Genomic DNA, 18,302 nt, shown 5'->3' with positions numbered 1-18,302 from the left:
ACCTGGCCTACATCCCGTACGCATCGGCGATGAGCTCGTACGACCTCAGCCGCACCGCCCCGCCATGCGCGTTCGCCGTGATCATCAACTCATCGGCGCCCGTACGCTTCTGGAGCTCGTCCAGCCCGTCCCGTACCGCATCGGGCGTGCCGTGAACGACATTCCGCACCCAGCCGTCCACAAACTCCCGCTCCAGCTCGCTGAACTGATACGCCTCCGCCTCCTCGGGCGTCGGGATCAGGCCGGGCCGCCCGGTCCGCAGCCGCAGCATCGACAGCGCGCCGGTCATCACCTGACGCCGCGCTTCCCGCTCCTCCTCGGTGGCGAGGGCGGCGACGCCGATGGCGGCGTACGGCCGGTCGAGCACCGCGCTCGGCCGGAAGCTCTCGCGGTAGAGGTCGAGCGCGGGGACCGTGTTCTGCGCGGAGAAGTGGTGCGCGAACGCGAACGGCAGCCCGAGCGTGGCGGCAAGGCGCGCACTGAACCCGGACGACCCGAGCAGCCACACGGGCGGGCGGCCCGGAGGACCCTGCACGGGCCCGGGCACGGCATGGATCCGCGCGTACGGATGCCCATCGGGAAAGTCATCATCAAGAAACCGCGTCAACTCAGCCAACTGCTGCGGAAATTCATCCGCACCCTCATGCAGGTTCTCGCTCCGCCGCAGCGCGGCCGCGGTCGCCCCGTCCGTCCCGGGCGCCCGCCCGAGCCCGAGATCGATCCGCCCGGGAGCCATCGCCTCCAACGTCCCGAACTGCTCGGCGATCACCAGCGGCGCGTGGTTCGGCAGCATCACGCCACCGGACCCGAGCCGGATCCGCTCGGTGTGCGCGGCGAGATGCGCCAGGATCACGGCGGGCGAGCTGGACGCGACGCCCGGCATGGAGTGATGCTCCGCCACCCAGTACCGCTGATACCCCCGCGCCTCGGCCACCTGCGCGATCTTCACACTGTTCCGAAGCGCCTCGGCGGCGGTGCTCCCCTTACCGACGGTGGCGAGGTCCAAAACGGACAACGGGACCGGAGCACTCCCCTTCACGTCCCCACGAATAGCGTCACTCACCGGCCGGCCTCCCATGCGATTCCCTGCGATTTGGTGCGCTTGGGCAACCTCTGCGAGGGGCCGGCCTATTCCTTCAGGAGCTCCAGGGACCGACGAAGAAGTACTCGACCTGCAGGTCGGCCTCCCCGTCGGCCAGCCCGACCCCCTCGGTCATGGACAGCAGGTTGTGGACGATCCTCACGAAAGCATGCAGGTCAGAGGCGACCAACCGGTCGATCCCGCCTACGAGGACGGCGACGGGCGGCTCGTCCAGGTCCGCGTTCAGCAGATCCCAGAGCCGGTCGTTGAAGGCCGCCCAGCTTCCGGCCCCCACCTCCGTGAATCCGAGCGCCGCCGTCAAGGCCACCAGCAGCGCCTCCTCCGGATCTACCGCACGCTCGGGAAGGTCGGCCCTGACGACACGGAATCCGAGCCCGGCAAGCTGCCGCTCAATCGCTTCCGAATCCTCGACGAGATACGGCCTGGCCTTCAGCGCCGGCAGTACCGACGCAATGTCGACCCACTCCCGGGGCTGCCTGGTCGCCTTCCGCCACGGCGGTATGCCCGGTTCACCGCTCACCGGTCGACTCCTCCACCAACATCGCCGAAATCCCCTCCGCCGGCACCGCCCGCGAGTAATGCCACCCCTGCCCGGTGTCACAGCCGATGGACCGGAGCCGGTCCGCCTGGAGGGCCGTCTCGACGCATTCCGCGGTGACCGTGAGGCCCAGGCGGTGGGCCAGCTGGACCATGGCCTCGACGATCGTGGCGTCGGCCGGGTTGGCGTGGGTGTCGCCGTCCTCGTACTGGAAGCCGCGGACGAAGGAGCCGTCCAGTTTCAGGACCGAGACCGGGAGGCGGGAGAGGTAGGCGAGGTTGGAGTAGCCCGTGCCGAAGTCGTCGATCGCGATGCGGACGCCCATGTCGGAGAGCGCCTGGAGGGCCTGGAGGGGGCGGCCCGCCGAGCCCATGACCGCGGATTCGGTGAGTTCGAGTTGGAGGAGGGAGGGGGGAAGGCCGGTTTCCGAGAGGATTGCGGCTACGTCCGCCACGAGGTCGGAGTCCCAGACCTGGCGGACCGCCACGTTCACCGAGACGAACACCGGTGGGACGGATGGGTGCTCCAGTTGCCAGCGGCGGGCCTGGGCGCAGGCCGTGCGCAGGACCCAGCGGCCGAGCTGGACGATCGAGCCGTCCTCCTCGGCCAATGTGATGAACCGATTCGGCGTCAGCGTTCCGAATTGCGGGTGGTTCCAGCGGACGAGGGCCTCGACGCCGCGGACGCCTCCGTCGTCGAGGCCCACGAGCGGCTGGTACTCGAGGACGAACTCGCCGCGTTCCACGGCGGGCCGCAGCGTCGAGGACAGGGCCTGGCGGGTCATGCGGTGGGCGTTGCGCTCGGGGTCGAAGAGGGTCCAGCGGTCCTTGCCGTCGGCCTTCGCCCAGTAGAGCGTCGTGTCCGCGGCCTGCATGAGGTGGGTGGCGGTGGTGCCGGCGGCGCGGCGCTCGACCACTCCGATCGAGGCCGATACGGAGAGGCGCCGGCCGGAGAGGTCGAAGGGCTCCTGCAGAGCCTTCAGAACCGATTCGGCAAGGTCGGCCAGCTGCTCCGTACCGGTGGAGTCCTCGACGAGCAGCGCGAACTCGTCGCCGCCGAGCCGCGCCACGAGCGGCATCCCGTGGCGGTGCGGCCGGCGGTCGTACGCGACCTGCTCGGCGCAGCGCGTGAGGCGGGCGGCGGCCTCGGCGAGGAGCCGGTCGCCGACGCGGTGGCCGAGGGTGTCGTTGACCGCCTTGAAGCCGTCGAGGTCGAGATAGCAGAGCCCGATGCGGCCGGTGCCGCCGCCGTCGTCGTACGCGGCGGACTCCAGGGCGCCGGTGAGGCGCTCGAAGAACAGGGTGCGGTTGGGCAGCCGGGTCACCGCGTCGTACATCTGCAGATGGCGCAGCTGCGCCTGGAGCTCGCGGCGGGCGCTGATGTCCGCGAGCGCGAGCAGCACGGTGGACGTGCCCGGCACCGGTGCGACGGTGATCTGCGCCCACAGCGCGCGGCCGTCGGTGTGCTTGAGGCGGCGGGTGCAGCGGAGTCTGGCCTGCCGGCCGCGCAGCACCTCGCGGTACGTGTGCCAGGTGCGGGGGTCGGAGGCCAGGTCCACGAGGTCGGCGGCGGCCTTGCCGGTCAGCTCGGCGGCGGGGGTGCCCAGGAGGGTGCCGAGCGCCTCGTTGCCGGAGACGACCTGGCCGTCGCGGTCGACGACGGCCATCGCGAAGTGGGCGGCGTGGAAGGCGGCGCGGTAGTCGCGGTGGTCGGAACGGCTGCGGCCGGGGGGCGGCAGGCCGGGAAGCCCGGCGGGGAGCTCCGGGAGTCCTCGGACCCGGCCCATATGACGCTCCGTGATCATGGACCGTGGGGCATCGGGGGCCGAGGCGGTCGTTCCCGCCGTGGGCGCCTGCCCTTCGGACGTTCCGCTCACCGCACACTCCCGCAGGGAAGAGATCGAGTTCGTGGCTGGTCGGAATGGGCCGGCCGGAAAGTGTGCCGATCATAGAGGCCGTCCGGAGGGCCATTCCAGTTACCTAACGGCCGTACCCCGCCGACGGGGACACCTCCCGTACTCCCTTGCCTCGTAAGGCCGTTACCGCCAGATCGTTTCTGCGCAGGTCACGACGGGATCGTTTCACCCGCCCCCGCTCCGGCGACCGCTTCTGAGCCGCCTGTGACGTTCTGTGAACGCCGGGCATGTCTCCGTCTCACCCGACCGGGTCACCCAAACAAGGCGAAGCCGAACAAACCACCACAGGCTGAGGGAGGTGTTCCGCCGCCCGCATGCGGAACGTACAAAGCCGCATCCGGAGGTCCATGTGCCGCGTCAGCTCTCACTGGGGGGCCTGCCTCGTGAGGGGGACCGGGCACGCGCGGCTGCCGCCGCCTTCACGTCGCTCGCGGCGCTCGCGTCCATGTCGCTCGTGACGGGTCCCGCCGTGGCCGAACCGGTCGCCGGGCCGTGCGCCCTGGAGCGCACGAGCGCGCACCACTCCGAGGGCCTCGACACGTGGAACGGCGCGTATCCGCGCCCGGTGGAGCGGCTCGACGCGGTGATGGTCTTCCTCTCGTTCCCGGACGCGGCCCCGCTCACCACGCCGAAGGAGCTGACCGCCGACTACTTCCCGTCCACCAGCCGCTTCTTCGAGCGCGCCTCGTACGGCCGCTTCCAGCTGAAGCCGCATCCGCGCGCCGAGTGGATCGAGATGCCGCAGGCCTCGACGGCGTACGGCATAGAGCGGGACTGGGACTCGGACAAGCGCGGCATGTACCTGAAGGACGCGCTGTCGGTGGCGGACCCGGTGGTCGACTTCAGCCAGTACGACGTCGTCTACTTCGTGGCCGATCCCGACGCTCCCGGCGTGGACTCGGACGCCACGAAGGTCGTCAACTTCGACGATCCGCTGGAGGCCGACGGCACCGACGTCCGCCGGATCGTCACCGTCTTCGAGCAGCACCCGCCGGACCGCAACGTCCTCGCGCACGAGACGGGCCATGTCTTCGACCTGCCCGACCTCTACCACCGCCCGCGCGACGGCAAGGGCGACTGGGACACGCACGTCGGCGACTGGGACGTGATGGGCAGCCAGTTCGGGCTGGCCCCCGACCTGTTCGGCTGGCACAAGTGGAAGCTGGGCTGGCTCGATCCGCACCAGGTGGAGTGCGTGCAGGCCGGCAAGGCCGATCTCCTCACGCTCGACCCGCTGTCCGCGCCGACGGCCCGCGGCCAGTCGGGCGGCACCCGGCTCGCGGTCGTACGGACCGGGCGCGGCAGCGCGGTCGCCATCGAGGCACGCGGCTCGGCGGGCAACGACCACCAGACCTGCACGGAAGGCGTGCTCGTCTACCGCGTACGCAACGAGACCGAGTCGGGCGGCGGCCCCATCGAGGTCCTTGACGCGCACCCCAAGTCGGAGGCGTGCTGGGACGCCTCGGTCTACCCGCCGCTCGCGGACGCGCCGGTACGGGTCGGCGAGACCTACAAGGTCCCGGGGGAACGGACCCGCATCAAGGTGGTGGGGCGGACGCCGTCGGGGTCGTGGACGGTGAAGGTCACGCCATGAGGGCCCCGTCGCTGTCGTAGGCCGCCTCTAGCATGGCGCGATGCAGACGCAGCTGATGATCCACGACGGCACCGCCCCGGCCGGTGCCGATGTCCCGCGCACCGGCGGCATCCCGCTGGCTCCGGCCGGTTTCGCCTGGCCGGTGTGCGGTTCCTCGTGCGGGGAGCCGCTGCAGTTCTTCGCCCATCTCCCCGTCGAGGACGGCGTCCTGTCGGTGTTCGTGTGCCAGAACGATCCGGGCGCGTGCGAGTTCTGGGATGCGGAGTCCGGCGCGAACCGGGTGTACCTGTTCCCCCGGGACGGTCTTCGGCCGGTGCCCGTACCGGAGAAGGGCCTGACGCTGCTGCCCGTCACATCGGCCATCCGCACGCACCTGGTGACGGTCGGCCCCGAGGAGATCGATCCCGCCGAGGAAGCCGCCCCGGACGCGTACGACCTGGCCCGTTCGGGGTGGCGGCGCGAACCCGGGGAGCGGTTCGGGAAGCAGCGCGAGGTGCTCGGTTCACTCGGCGGCAGTCCGTCCTACCTGGAGGACGACAGGGTGCCCGGGTGCCCGTCCTGTTCCGGCGCGATGGAGTTCGCGGCCCACCTGGAGGAAGGGCTCGACTCGCGTGCGGCGATGAATCTCGGCGGGCAGCTGGGCTATGTCTTCGTCTGCCGCGCCTGCCGCGAGGGGGCCTTCCTCACCGACTGACCCCGCGCCCACCAGGCACGCTGACAGCCTCCGCCTCCGCTGTCAGTCCCCCTGACGCCGCTGTCAGCACGCTGTCCGTGTGCTGTCAGGAGCTCCCGGCAGTGTCTTGCCCATCGAGAACGACGCTCGACAGCAACGTTCGACAACGGCAAGCCACCACCGAGGAGTTGACCACCATGACGTACGCGATCAAGGCCGAGGGACTCGTCAAGAAGTACGGGGACTTCACCGCCCTCGACGGGGTGGACCTGGAGGTCCCGGCCGGCAAGGTCGTCGGGGTGCTCGGCCCCAACGGTGCCGGCAAGACCACCACCGTCCGGATCCTCGCCACCCTGATGCGTCCCGACGCCGGGCACGCCACCATCGGCGGCCACGACATCGTCAAGGACGCGGTCCGGGTCCGCCAGCTGATCGGCCTCACCGGGCAGTACGCCTCCGTGGACGAGACGCTGTCCGGCACCGAGAACCTCGTCCTGATCGGCCGGCTGCTCGGCCTGTCCCGCCGGGACGCCAAGGCCCGCGCGGCCCGGCTCCTTGAGGACTTCTCGCTGACGGACGCGGCCCGCAAGCCCATCGCCACCTTCTCCGGCGGCATGCGGCGGCGCCTCGACCTGGCGGCGAGCCTGGTCGGACGGCCGCGGATCCTCTTCCTCGACGAGCCCACCACCGGGCTCGACCCGCACGCCCGCAACGAGGTCTGGGACGTCGTGAGGAACCTGGTCGCCGAAGGCTCCACCGTGCTGCTCACCACGCAGTACCTGGAGGAGGCCGACCAGCTCGCCGACTCGATCACCGTCTTCGACAAGGGCCGCAAGGTCGCCGAGGGGCGCCCCGGTGAGCTCAAGCGCCGCGTCGGCGGTCAGGTGCTCCAGGTCCGGCCGACCGTGGCCGCCGATGTGCCGCAGGTCGCGCAGCTGCTCGCCGAGTTGTCCGGGCACGCCGCCAACGAGGACTCCGGTGTCCTGACCGTCCCGGTCGACGACCCGCTGCTCGTCGCCGCGGTCGCCCGCCGGCTCGACGGCGCCGGGATCACCGCCGACGAACTCGGGCTGCGGCTGCCGAGCCTGGACGAGGTCTTCCTCGCGCTGACCGGGCACGCGCCCGACGCCGAGGCCGCGCCGCGCGACGCCCAGCCGGTCGCCGTCTGACCCGCACGGAGCACCACGCCGCACCAACTCCCCGTACAGCAAAGACTTTCCGAGAGGACCCCCGTCATGAGCACCCAGACCATCTCCGCGCCCGCCGCCCCCACCGCCCACGAGCTCTCCGGCCGGGTCGGCCTCGGCAAGACCATGTCGCACAGCTTCGCCCTGGCGGGCCGTGGCTTCACGAAGTTCATGAAGTCGCCGATCCAGCTGGTCGATGTCGTCCTCACGCCGATCATCACCCTGTTGATGTTCATCTACCTCTTCGGGGAGTCGATGGCGAAGGGCAATACCGAGTGGTATCTGCACCATGTGGTGCCAGGGGTGATGGTGATGGCCGTCTTCCAGGCCAGCGTCGGCATCGGCGCCTCGCTCGCCGCGGACGCCAGCACCGGCATCTTCGACCGGTTCCGCTCCATGCCGATCGCCCGCTCCGCCCCGCTGATCGGCGCCGTCCTGGCCGACATCGTCCGCTACGTCGCCTGCCTCGCCACGCTCGTCGCGCTCGCCCTGGTCATGGGCTACCGCTTCGGCACCAACCCGGTCTCCTGGCTCGGCGCGCTCGCGCTGCTGATCGGCTTCGCGCTCAGCTTCTCCTGGATGTCGGTCTACCTGGGCATGCTGATCAAGAACCCGGCGTCCGTTCAGGGCCTGATGACCATCCTGATCCTGCCGCTGACCTTCGCCAGCAACGTGTTCATGGCGAAGGAGGGCATGCCCGGCTGGCTGCAGGCCTGGTCCGACGTCAACCCGGTCTCGCTGGTCGCGGAGGCCACCCGCGGTCTCCTCAACGGCGGCCCCGTCGCCCACGGCCTCACCGGCAGCCTGATCTGGATGGCCGGCATCGTCGCGGTCTTCTTCCCGCTGGCCATGCGCGCCTACCGCAGGAGCGCCGACTGATCACGGTCGCGAGCACCAACCGGGCGGGGCCCGCACCCACAAGGTGCGGGCCCCGCCCGGTTGTTCGCGTGTACGGCCGCCCCTTCACGCACGCAGGGTCCGTTCCTCCAGCCACCGCAGCGCGTCCGTACGCGAGAAGGCCGCCCCCTGGTCGTACGCCTCCTGGAAACCGTCCGCGCCGAGTGTCTCCTTGAGGCGGTCGACGAGTTCGCACCACTCGGGCTCGCCCCAGTCGAACGCGCCGCGCATCACCTGGCTCATCCCGAGCGCCATCGCCCCCTCCTCGGGTGCGCCCTCCAACGGGCGCAGTCCGCCGAGGAGTTCGGCCACCCAGGCGAGCGCGGCGCCCGCGCCCTGGCCGAAGAGGGCGCCGGCCGCTTCGGGGAGCAGGGCGCGGGCGGCCGGTCCGTCGCCCGCCGCGAGGCGGTTCTCGATCCGGGTCGAGACGATCAGGTCGCGGGCCAGGTCCCGCAGTTGGGGGCGGCGGACGCTCAGTGCCTCGAGGCGGTCGAGGGTCGCGTCGGACTGCGGCAGGTCGCCGGCGCGGCGGTGCACGTTGGCGAGGCCCACGAGGATGTTGGCCTCCAGGCGGAGCTGGCCGCGTTCGCGGGCCTGGCGGTGGGCGGCGTGCAGATCACGGAAGGCGCCGTCGAGGTCGCCGCTGCGGCGGCGTTCGCGCGCGAGGCGGGCCTTGCTGAGGTAGAGGTAGTCCTCGGTGCCGAGTTCGGAGGACAGCGCGACCGCGCGTTCCCAGGTGGCGATGGCCTGCGGGTACTCGGCACGCAGGGAGTGCGCCGTGCCGAGCGGCAGCAGGGCGAGCACGATGCCCCAGCGGTCGCCGACCTGCTCGAAGCCGCGCAGCGCCGCGGCGCGCGAGGCGGCCCCGGCCGCCAGGTCGCCCTCCTGGGAGAGGGCGAAGTCATGGGCGAGGTGGGCGCTGGCGCGGACCCAGGGGTCGGGCGAGTCGAGGAGCCGCGGGAGGTCCGCCGGGCCCGACTCCCCATGGGCGAAGGTCACTTGGCTCATCCGGAGGAGCAGGCCCGCCGGGTGGAACTCGGCCGCGAGGGCGGTGCCGCCCTCGGTGCCCGGTGCGCTTCCTGAGCCCTCCGCCGGTGCCCCGACCTCCGCGAGGTGCGTCTCGAACTGGCTGCTCATGCCCCGGATCCCCCAGTACCAGAGCAGCGCCGCGCCGAACCGCGCGGCCCGTTCGCGGTCCCCGCTCTCGCGGACGGTACGGAGTGCGTGCGCAAGGTTGTCGTGCTCGGCGTCGAACACCGCGATGGCCCGCAGCTGCCGGCCGGTCCGCAGCAGCGGCTCGTGCTCCTCGGCGAGATCCAGGCAGTACGCCGCGAGGCGGTCGGTGATCCGGGCGCTGTCCTCGGGGGACGCGGCGAGACGGCGGCCCGCGTACGCGCGGACGGTCTCCAGCATCCGGTAGCGGCCCTCGTCGCTCTCCACGACGAGGGACTTCTCGATCAGCGCACCGGCCACGTACAGGATGTCGTCGGCGGGCAGCAGCTCATCGGCGCAGACCGCTTCGAGCGCCTCCAGGGTCGCACCGCCGGGGAACGCGGAGAGGCGGGCCGCGAGGGTGCGCTCGGGCTCGTCGAGCAGGTCCCAGCTCCACTCGACCAAGGCGAGCAGGGTGCGCTGGCGCGGCAGGGCGGTGCGGCTGCCGGAGGAGAGCAGCCGGAAGCGGTCGTCGAGGCGGCGGGCGATCTGCTCGACGTTCATGGAACGGAGTTTGGCCGCGGCGAGTTCCAGGGCGAGCGGCATGCCGTCGAGGCCACGGCAGATCCGCAGGACGGCGTCGAGCGTGGAGTCGTCGAGGACGAAGTCCTGCCGTACGCCCGCGGCCCGGTCCACGAAGAGCCGTACGGCGGCGGTTCGCAGCGCCTCGGCCGGTTCGGGTTCGCCGGGCGGCAGGTCGAGCGGGCCGAGATGGAAGAGCGCCTCGCCGGTGATCGCGAGCGGCTCGCGGCTGGTGGTGAGGATGCGCAGTTCGGGGAGGCGTACGAGGAGGTGGTCGGCGAAGTCGGCGGCCGCCTCCACCAGGTGTTCGCAGTTGTCGAGCATGAGGAGTACGTCGCCGCTGCCGAGCAGTCCGGCGAGCCGGTCGACGGCGCCGGTCTGCGGTCCGCCGCCGCCCGATTCGTAGAGCCCGCCGTCGGTGGCGCCGATCGCGCCGAGCACCGCGTCGGCGAGCTGCTCCGGGTCGCTGACGCCCGCGAGCGGTATGTAGTGGAGGCGGCCGCGGTCGTGTGCGGGGTCGTGGGTCGCGGCCTCCAGGGAGAGCCGGGTCTTGCCCGCGCCGCCGGGCCCGACGAGTGTGACGAGGCGCGAGGAGCGCATCAGTGCGGCGAGCCGGGCGAGTTCGTCGTCGCGGCCGACGAACGTGGTGAGACGGGCGGGCAGCGGTGAGGCGGCGGCCGCCTTCGCGGCGGGGCGCTCCAACTCGCCGCGCAGGAGGGCGAGATGGATCTCCTTGACCTCGGCGGACGGGTCCACGCCCAGCTCGTCACCGAGGCGGGAGCGCAGTTCCTCGTAGACGGTGAGCGCGTCGGGCTGGCGTCCCGCTGCGGCCAGGGCGCGCATCCGCAGGCCCGCGATCCGTTCGCCCAACGGCTGCTGTGCGCCCGCCGCTTCGAGGTCGGCGAGGACGTCGGCGGCGCGCCCTTCGCGTATCTCCGCCTCGAAGTGGTCCTCGACCGCGGCGGCCCGCAGCCCGTCGAGCCGGGTGGCGACGGGCGGGGCGAAGGGGGCGTCGAGGACATCGGCCAGGGCGGGCCCGCGCCACAGCGCGAGCGCCGCGTCGAGGGAGCGGGCGGCCTCGGCGGTGCGGCCCGCGGCGAGGGCGCGGCGGCCGGCGGCGGCGAGCTTCTCGAAGCGGTACGTGTCGACGTCCGTCTCCTGGACGTCGAGCCGGTAGCCGCCGCCCGCGGACTCGACGGTGGCGTGCCCGCGCAGGGAGCGGCGGAGCCGGGAGACCAGGGCCTGCAGCGCGTTGGCGGCGTCGGCGGGCGGCTGCTCGCCCCACAGCCCGTCGACCAGGGTGTCGGCGCCGACCGGGCGTCCGCCTTCGAGGGCGAGCCGGGCGAGCAGCATCCGCAGCCGTACCCCGCCGATCTCGACCGGGCCCACGGACTCGGTCCCCGCCCGTACCGGCCCCAGCAGGTCCACCTTCAGTGCCACGGCTCCCCGGCCTTCCGTTGCTTCGGCGTCCTGTGGTCGACGCGGCCTAAGAATCACGTAGTTGTGCGAGCTGGTAAAGCCCCGTCCGGTGCGCGAACGGCGCCCCGCCCGAAGCCGCCTGAGGCAACTCCCGTACGGATCAGTACGGTTGATCCGCAGCACCGCTTGCCGATCACCCGGGAGGGGACCCGCACCATGTCCACGCACACGACCGACCGCACCCATCGCACCGACCGCACCGGCCGCTCCGACCACACCAGGCGGCGCCGCCTGTTCCGTGCCGCCGCGGCGGTCGTCGCCGTCACCGGGCTCGCCCTGCTGCCGTCCGCGGCGGGGGCGACGCCGGGGAGCGGGGTGACCGGGACGGTCCTCGCCAAGGGGACCTCGGAGGACACCCTGCGGCTGAAGGCGAAGGGCCGCACGGACGTCACCTTCCGGACGATCACCATCGCGCCCGGCGGCTCCACGGGCTGGCACTACCACCCGGGCCAGGTCCTCGCGGTGGTCCAGGAGGGCACGCTCACCCGCACCCTCGGCGACTGCTCCGTCGAGACAACCCCGGCCGGCGGCTCCTTCGTGGAGGAGGGCGGTCCGAAGGACGTCCACATCGGCCGCAACCTCGGCACGAAGCCGGTGGTGCTCTACGTGACGTACCTGCTGCCGGAGGGCAGCGACCTCTCGGTGGACGCACCGGACCCGGGCTGCTGAGCCCAGGTCCCCCACCTACGGGCAACCACGGCGGAGGCCCCTCGCGGGCCGCCGCGTGGCGCGCCCCGGAAACGACGAAGGCCCCTCGCCGAAGCGAAGGGCCTTCGTGTCGCGTGCGCCGCCAGGGACTCGAACCCCGGACCCGCTGATGCTGCATTCAACGGGGGATAACCCCCGAACCCCCAGCCGCCCGGTGCTCACGCCAAACGCCGAACCCCGGAAACGACGAAGACCCCCCGCCGAAGCGAAGGGCCATCGTGTCGCGTGCGCCGCCAGGGACTCGAACCCCGGACCCGCTGATGCTGCATTCAACGGGGGATAACCCCCGAACCCCCAGCCGCCCGGTACTTACGCCAAACGCCGAACCCCGGAAACGACGAAGACCCCCCGCCAGAGCGAAGGGCCATCGTGTCGCGTGCGCCGCCAGGGACTCGAACCCCGGACCCGCTGATTAAGAGTCAGCTGCTCTAACCAACTGAGCTAGCGGCGCTTGACCTCGTAAATAGTACCCGGTGTCCGGGGGTGGTTCCGACCATTAATCGGCCGGGGGCACCACGGTGGGTCAGCGGCCCAGGAGGTCCTCTCGGCCCTGCGTCCGGTAGCGGGCCAGGAGGGCTGTGCGGTCCGCGGGGGTGAAGGGGGCGTACGGGGCCGAGGGGTCCTTGCGCCACCACACCGGGTCCGGGCAGTCGAAGCCCGCGCGGCGCAGGGCCACGCGGTGGACCTTGTTCGTGGCCGTGACCGGGATGCGGTCGACGATACGGAGGTAGGTGGGGAGCATTTTGGGGCTCAGGTCGGACTGGGAGGAGAGAAAGGCGGTGAAGGCGGAGGGGTCGAAGGGAACGCCGTCGCGCAACGCGAGCGTCGCCATGACCTGGTCGCCCGCGACCGGGTCCGGCACGGCGTAGACGGCGACCGCGGACGCCGCCTCCCAGCGGGAGAGGATGTTCTCGATCATCGCCGCGGCCAGGTTCTCACTGTCGACGCGCAGCCGGTCGTCCGTACGGCCCGCGAAGTAGAGGAATCCGGACGCGTCCCGGTAGAAGAGGTCACCGGTCCAGTACCAGCCGTCGCGGACCCGCGCGGCGTCCGCCGAGGGATTGCGCCAGTACCCCTCGAAGACATGCCGCCCCCGGTTGACCAGCTCCCCGATCGCCTCGTCCCCGTTGAGCAGCCGCCCGCCGGGCCCGAACCGCGCGGGCGGGCACTCCGCGCGCGTGGCGGGGTCGACGACGGCCAGGTCGTCGCCGGGCGTGGCCCGCCCGATCGCCCCGGCCGGGGTGTCGGCCGTGCGCTGGACCGACGCGCCGCCCTCGGAGGACCCGTACCCCTCGACGAGCTTCACACCGAACCGCTCGGCGAACCGCCGCGCGTCCACGGCCCCCGCCTCCGTACCGAAGCCGACCCGCAGCGGGTTGTCCCGGTCGTCGGGACCGGGCTCGGTCGCGAGGAGGTACTGCACGGCGCGGCCCACGTACGTGAAGTACGTGGCGCGGTATTTGCGGACGTCGGAGAGGAAGGCCGAGGCGGAGAACCGGCGGCGCAGCGCCACCCCCGCGCCCGCGGCGAGCGCCGGCGCCCAGTCGGCGATCACCGCGTTGCCGTGGAACATCGGCATGCAGATGTAGTGGACGTCGTCGGCGCGCACCCCGTGGAAGCGCACGAGGGAGTGCCCGGCCCCCGCGAGCCGCCCCTGCGTACAGATCGCCGCCTTCGGCGCGCCCGTCGAGCCGGACGTGAAGTAGAGGAGGATGCGCGACCGCGGCCCGACCTCGGCGACCGTGTACTCGCCCGGCTTCGCCCCCGCGTACCCCTTCACCAGCTCCGCGTACTCCTCGGTGTCGGTCACGAGGATCCGTATCCCGTCGAGCTCCAGGCCGTCCAGGAGCGGGAGCTGGGACCGCTCGGTGACCAGGAGGCGCGCCTCGGTGTGCAGGATGTCGCGGGCGAGCTCGGCGCCGCGCCGGGTCGGGTTGATGCCGGCGACGGCCGCCCCGGCGAGGGCGGCGGCGCTCAACCACCTTGGGAACTCCGGGGTGTTGTCGAGCAGCACCGCCACGTGCGGCTCGGCCCCGCGCGGCAGCAGATCGGCCAGCAGCGCCGCGCGCGCTGCGGCGGCCGCGGTGACCTGGTGATGCGTGGACGCGTCGTCCTCGAACCACAGCCCGGTGCGGTGATCGGCCCAGCGGGCCTGGACGAGTTCCGCGACGGTTGCGCCTTGGGTGCCCATGAGGCGGCACGATAATTGACGGATCGTCAGATGGGGAGGGAGCAGGAGGCAGGCACTCAGGGCATCCCGCTTGCTCCCCCGACCATGCGCCCGCGGCTCGGACGGAGGGGAACTCGATCCGAGGAAGATCCGAGCCACGGGCCCACGGGTCAGGGGCCAGGGGTCACGACAGGCGACCGGGCCGTACGCGCCTGGGTCAGAACTGCACGTCCGAGCAGGCGTAGAACGCGTTGCCCGTGTCCGCGATCGTCCAGACCGCGAGGATGACGTGGTGCCCCGACTTGCCCGACGGCAGCTGACCGGAGTGCGAGAGCGTCGCCGGGGGCTGGCCGCTGAAGGGGACGGTGAGGAACGGCGTGAGTTCCAGGGACGACCGCGAGAGCGGGGCGTTCTGGTTCCAGCCGTTCTTGGTGATGTAGTAGCGGAAGTCGGTCGTGGAGTGCCGCGCCGTGAACTGCCAGCGGAAGGTCTGCGTGGATCCGCTGTTCACGGAGGTGGCCGGCCAGGCGCCACCGCCCGGCTTGGTGGGCGAGTTGAGCGCGTCGAACTGGCCGAGACCCGCCGAACAGATCTTGCCGTCCGCCGGACCCGCGGCCGGGAAGCCCTTGGGGCCCTCGACGCTCTGCGGCTCCCACTGGATGGACCCGCAGCCGGTCACGGTGCCGTTCTGGCACGCCTTCTGGCGGCTGAGGGGCAGGTCGGTGTAGCCGTGGCTGCTGGCGCCACCGGAGGAGAGCGCGAACGCTCCCGCGGTCGCGAGGCCCAGCAAGGCCGCGTATGTCTTCTTTCTCCGCATAACTGCTGCTCCAGGGGCTCGTGAATACGTGGGGGTGAGCTCGAGCGCTGCGCAGTGCTCTGTGCGGAAGCACAGGGTCCGGTCTAGACCAAGTCCCAGATTATTGCCGGGAGTTGGCTGTGTCCATATCAAAAGAAAGACATGTCCAGACCAATAGTGGAGACGATCCGGTCGGCCCTCGCCCGCGAGCCCTCCACGAGCACCCCATTGGGCCGGTCGTTCGTCCGCACCCAGTCCTCCGCACCCCGCCGCGTCCGGCCACCCGCCAACTGCCGTTCCACCAGCCTGAGTTGACGCACATCCCCCGGCGCCTCGACGTACCACAGCGCCCCCATCAGGAGGCGCGCCTCGCGCCAGCCGGGCAGATCGCAGCCGAGGTAATTCCCCTCGGTGATGACCAACCGCGCCGACGGCGGTACGCGATGGCGGGCCGCCACCGGCTCGTCCAGCGTCCGGTCGAAGTCCGGTACGTAGACATCGCGCCCGGGCTCGGCCAGCACGCGCCGGAGCAGGGCGAGATACCCGTACACATCGAAGCTCGGCTCCGAGCCCTTGCGCGCGGTGAGCCCGAGCCGCGCCAACTGGGCGTTGGACAGATGGAAGCCGTCGAGCGGCACGTACGCGGCCCGCTCCCCGAGCCGCTCCACGAGCGCCCGCGCGAGCGTGGACTTCCCGGCGCCGGGCGGCCCCGCGAGCCCGAGCAGGACGCGCGGGCCCACGGACGGGCGAGGGCCTTCGGTGGTCAGCCGCCAGGCGTCCTCGGCGAGGGAGGCGAGGCCGGGGCGGGGGTCCGGTGCGGTGGGCTCAGCGATCTCCATGTCCCGTATAGAACGCCACCGTCAGATCCTTCACCAGGGCCTTGCGCTCGGTCTCGTCCAGCTCGACGAGCCCGCGCAGGGTCAGCCGGGTCACGGTGTCCTCCACCGAGTCGACCACCTGCGTCAGGACGCTCTCGCGGTGCCGCATGTCGAGCGCGGCGATCCGGCGGCGCTGCATCACCTCGGCGACCTCGGGCGCGTACTCGATCCGGGTCGGCTGCGCCGAGAAGACCTCCAGACCCGCGGGCGCGGCGTCCGCGACGAGCAGCCGCGTGAGCGCGTCGCCGACGGCCTCGGCGTTGCGGAGCGTCGCACCGTCGCCGTGGAAGGCGTCCGCGGGCAGCTGCGAGAAGACCCGCGCCATCGCCGCCTCCACGCACTCGCGCAGATACGTCTCATGGCCGTCGACCCCGAGCGTGGCCCGCGCGGTGTCCCGCACCCGCCACACCACGAGCACGACCACGCGCAGCGCCACGCCCTGCGCGTCGACGGCCGGCAGGGGTGCGCTGCGCCAGTGCCGCAGGCGCACGTCGACGCGGCGCCGCTTGAGACACGGGTTGATCCACACCAGGCCGGTCCGCCGCACACTCCCCCGGTACCGCCCGAACAGCGAGACCACCCAGGCCCGCCCGGTCCGCCCGCGCCCCAGCCCGCCGAAGGAGCAGAGCGCGAGGGCACCCGAGCCCGCGAGGAGTGCCCACTGCGCGGGGCCCGGCTCGGCGCCTTCGAGTACGGGCAGCCGCGCCAGCCGCAGCACGAACGGCGGGACGAGCCCCGCCCACCACAGTCCCGCCCCGCAGCCCCCGAGCCCCACCGCGCCGGCGGCGACGGCGAGGACTCCGGAGCGCGCGGCGGCCGGGCGCTCGGCCAGGGACGGGTCGACGGGCAGGACGGGACGCGCGGCCGCCTTGGCTGCGGGCCGCTGCGGCCGTCGCGCCACACGCGGCTGCTCACCACTGCCCTGGCGGGCGCGGGCCAGGCCCGGGAGGGGTGCGTTGCCGGGGAGCGGCGAAGATCCCGTGGCTGCCGCGGGGACCTGCGCCGGCCCGAAGACCGAGGCCATCCCCGAGCCCGGCCCCGCCCCTTCCTCCTCGTCCCGGAACAGCAGATGCACCGGGATCTCGGTGGTCGCCTCGTTCTGGATCAGCCGTACCCGCTCGGGCCCCGGGGCCGCGGCCCCCGTTTCCGCCGACGTCATCGCACCCTCCGTAGCACCGCAGCCGACACCCACTCCACAGCCCGCACGCGACCGGCCCACCGGACCGGCCCGCGCAAGGCATCCGCTCTCCTCACAGGAACAACCGCCGCCACGTCTCCGGCCCCGGCACCCCGTCCGCCGCACCGCCGCGCCAGCCCTGCGCGCGCTGGAACGCCTCGACCGCGCGCCGGTCGGCCTCGCCCCAGCGCGGGCCCGGGCCCTGCGTGTAGAAGCGGCCGTATCCCTTCTTGACGAGCTGCCGCCCGAGCGCGGTGACGAAGGCGTTGGACTGCCCGGGCCGGAACGAGGCGCGTCCCGGGTACGCCGGTGCCCCGCCCACCGCACCCGGCGTACCGCTCGCCGGGATGTCGCGGCCCTTGCCGCTCACCAGGTACTCCCAGGTCAGTGGGCCCGGCAGCCCGTCCGCGTCCTTGCCGCGCCAGCCCTGCGCGAGCTGGAAGGCCTGCGTGGCCCGCCGGTCCGCCTCGCCCCACACGGGCCCGGGGCCCTGTGTGTAGAACCGCTTCCCGCCGCGCGCGGCCAGCAGCTTCCCGAGCTGCGTCACATACGGGCTGCGCACTCCGGGCCCGAACGCGGCCCGACCCGGGTAGCGCGCGGGGGCGCCGGAGGCGGCCGCGGTCAGGGCCTTGTAGCGGTAGGCCGTATAGCGCTTGGAATTGCTCCAATACGCATACGGAGTGGACTGCCTGCGGGCGTGCGGGCGGGCCTGTTCGTAGGCGACGTAATGGGTGCGGGTGTAATCCGTCCAGCCGCCGAAAATCGTCACGTGCGAGCCTCTCGTCGGATCGGCGGGATTGTGGAACAGGAGAATGTCGCCCGGCTGCAGCTGGTCGCGGCTGATGCGGACGCCGAATCGGCCGAGAGTTCCGGTCCACTGATTGGAGCCGAGATTCCAGGCCATCGAGACGAATCCCGAGCAGTCCTGGCGGTAACCGTCGCGCCAGTACGTGTTCAGTCCGTACGGCACCTCGGCGGCCACCCACGCCTTGGCCCGCCGGATGATCTCGGCCCGCGTGACGGGCTTCGGCGCGGCGGCCGGCTTGCCCGGGGCCCCGTACAGCGGGGCGGCGGTGCCCTGCGGGCTGCTCGGCGGATCGTCGTCCGCGGGGCGTACGTAGGGGTGGGCGGCGGCGGTGGTCAACGGAGTGCCGGCGGCGAGAAGCGTGCCGGTCGCGGTGAGGGTGACAAGCGCGCGGGCGCAGTGCGCGAATGCGCCCGGACCCGTTACCGGGGCTTTCCCCTCCCCTAAGCTCCGGCAGCCGGTGCATTCGCATCCGGCCGCGGGTTCGATTTCCTCGAACGAGAGCGCACCCTCGTTCCTGAATTCCGGGAGCCCGGCCGCGGAGGATTCCATGCGATCTACCTCACACTCGGACGGGGTTCGGGAAATCGCCTTACGCGGATCTGCATGGTCGTCAGTTTCCCAACTGCTCCCGCATATCGCATGTTGA

General features: G+C 72.3%; 14 protein-coding genes and 1 tRNA gene. 5 read left to right on the top strand and 10 right to left on the bottom strand.

Annotation, left to right across the window (positions count from 1 at the left end):
- Positions 1-7 precede the first annotated feature (7 nt).
- From ACIBI4_RS21285 to ACIBI4_RS21275, 3 genes are read right to left on the bottom strand one after another with little or no spacing between them, the layout of a single operon-like run.
- On the bottom strand, positions 8-1,078 hold the full coding sequence (locus ACIBI4_RS21285) for an LLM class flavin-dependent oxidoreductase (protein ID WP_399205518.1): 1,071 nt from the start codon (positions 1,076-1,078) through the stop codon (positions 8-10).
- A 58-nt stretch (positions 1,079-1,136) separates the two neighbouring features.
- Complete coding sequence (locus ACIBI4_RS21280; protein WP_399205517.1) at positions 1,137-1,622, bottom strand: hypothetical protein; 486 nt, start codon at positions 1,620-1,622, stop codon at positions 1,137-1,139.
- On the bottom strand, positions 1,612-3,516 hold the full coding sequence (locus tag ACIBI4_RS21275) for a putative bifunctional diguanylate cyclase/phosphodiesterase (protein ID WP_399205516.1): 1,905 nt from the start codon (positions 3,514-3,516) through the stop codon (positions 1,612-1,614). The genes ACIBI4_RS21280 and ACIBI4_RS21275 overlap by 11 nt, the downstream gene beginning before the upstream one ends.
- Positions 3,517-4,000: 484 nt before the next feature.
- Here ACIBI4_RS21275 and ACIBI4_RS21270 point away from each other — a divergent pair, with 484 nt between their 5' ends.
- From ACIBI4_RS21270 to ACIBI4_RS21255, 4 genes are all read left to right on the top strand, one after another.
- On the top strand, positions 4,001-5,149 hold the full coding sequence (locus ACIBI4_RS21270) for a M6 family metalloprotease domain-containing protein (RefSeq protein ID WP_399205515.1): 1,149 nt from the start codon (positions 4,001-4,003) through the stop codon (positions 5,147-5,149).
- 40 nt (positions 5,150-5,189) lie between these two features.
- Positions 5,190-5,843, top strand: coding sequence for a hypothetical protein (locus tag ACIBI4_RS21265; protein WP_399205514.1), 654 nt, complete (start codon positions 5,190-5,192; stop codon positions 5,841-5,843).
- Positions 5,844-6,019: 176 nt separating this feature from the next.
- Positions 6,020-6,991, top strand: coding sequence for an ATP-binding cassette domain-containing protein (locus tag ACIBI4_RS21260; protein WP_399205513.1), 972 nt, complete (start codon positions 6,020-6,022; stop codon positions 6,989-6,991).
- Between the two features lie 66 nt (positions 6,992-7,057).
- The gene (locus ACIBI4_RS21255; RefSeq protein WP_399205512.1) at positions 7,058-7,888 is read left to right on the top strand and encodes an ABC transporter permease; all 831 of its coding nucleotides are present in this window, start codon (positions 7,058-7,060) and stop codon (positions 7,886-7,888) included.
- An 84-nt stretch (positions 7,889-7,972) separates the two neighbouring features.
- Here the strand turns inward: ACIBI4_RS21255 and ACIBI4_RS21250 are convergent, their stop codons facing one another.
- Positions 7,973-11,080, bottom strand: a complete 3,108-nt coding sequence (locus ACIBI4_RS21250; protein ID WP_399205511.1) for a BTAD domain-containing putative transcriptional regulator — start codon at positions 11,078-11,080, stop codon at positions 7,973-7,975.
- A 195-nt stretch (positions 11,081-11,275) separates the two neighbouring features.
- On the opposite strand from ACIBI4_RS21250, the gene ACIBI4_RS21245 reads away from it, so the two are divergent.
- Positions 11,276-11,788 carry a cupin domain-containing protein gene (locus ACIBI4_RS21245; RefSeq protein ID WP_399205510.1) on the top strand — a complete coding sequence of 171 codons (513 nt, stop codon included), beginning with the start codon at positions 11,276-11,278 and terminating at the stop codon, positions 11,786-11,788.
- 416 nt (positions 11,789-12,204) lie between these two features.
- On the opposite strand, the gene ACIBI4_RS21240 is transcribed toward ACIBI4_RS21245, so the two are convergent.
- The 6 genes from ACIBI4_RS21240 to ACIBI4_RS21215 all read right to left on the bottom strand — a co-directional run bounded on the left by ACIBI4_RS21240 (position 12,205) and on the right by ACIBI4_RS21215 (position 18,205).
- Positions 12,205-12,278 (bottom strand) — tRNA-Lys (locus ACIBI4_RS21240).
- A 72-nt stretch (positions 12,279-12,350) separates the two neighbouring features.
- The gene (locus ACIBI4_RS21235; protein ID WP_399205509.1) at positions 12,351-14,018 is read right to left on the bottom strand and encodes an AMP-binding protein; all 1,668 of its coding nucleotides are present in this window, start codon (positions 14,016-14,018) and stop codon (positions 12,351-12,353) included.
- Between the two features lie 196 nt (positions 14,019-14,214).
- On the bottom strand, positions 14,215-14,814 hold the full coding sequence (locus ACIBI4_RS21230) for a lytic polysaccharide monooxygenase (RefSeq protein WP_399205508.1): 600 nt from the start codon (positions 14,812-14,814) through the stop codon (positions 14,215-14,217).
- A 128-nt stretch (positions 14,815-14,942) separates the two neighbouring features.
- On the bottom strand, positions 14,943-15,632 hold the full coding sequence (locus tag ACIBI4_RS21225; RefSeq protein WP_399205507.1) for a nucleoside/nucleotide kinase family protein: 690 nt from the start codon (positions 15,630-15,632) through the stop codon (positions 14,943-14,945).
- Entirely contained in the window at positions 15,619-16,830 is a 1,212-nt protein-coding gene (locus ACIBI4_RS21220) for an SPFH domain-containing protein (RefSeq protein WP_399205506.1), read from the bottom strand. The genes ACIBI4_RS21225 and ACIBI4_RS21220 overlap by 14 nt, the downstream gene beginning before the upstream one ends.
- Before the next feature lie 91 nt (positions 16,831-16,921).
- Positions 16,922-18,205 carry a peptidoglycan-binding protein gene (locus ACIBI4_RS21215; protein ID WP_399205505.1) on the bottom strand — a complete coding sequence of 428 codons (1,284 nt, stop codon included), beginning with the start codon at positions 18,203-18,205 and terminating at the stop codon, positions 16,922-16,924.
- Positions 18,206-18,302: the final 97 nt, after the last annotated feature.

This window comes from Streptomyces sp. NPDC050418, from assembly GCF_044458745.1.
Taxonomy (GTDB): Bacteria; Actinomycetota; Actinomycetes; order Streptomycetales; family Streptomycetaceae; genus Streptomyces.
Note: the sequence above shows the minus strand (reverse complement) of the source record. Positions and strands in the feature narration are given on the sequence as shown.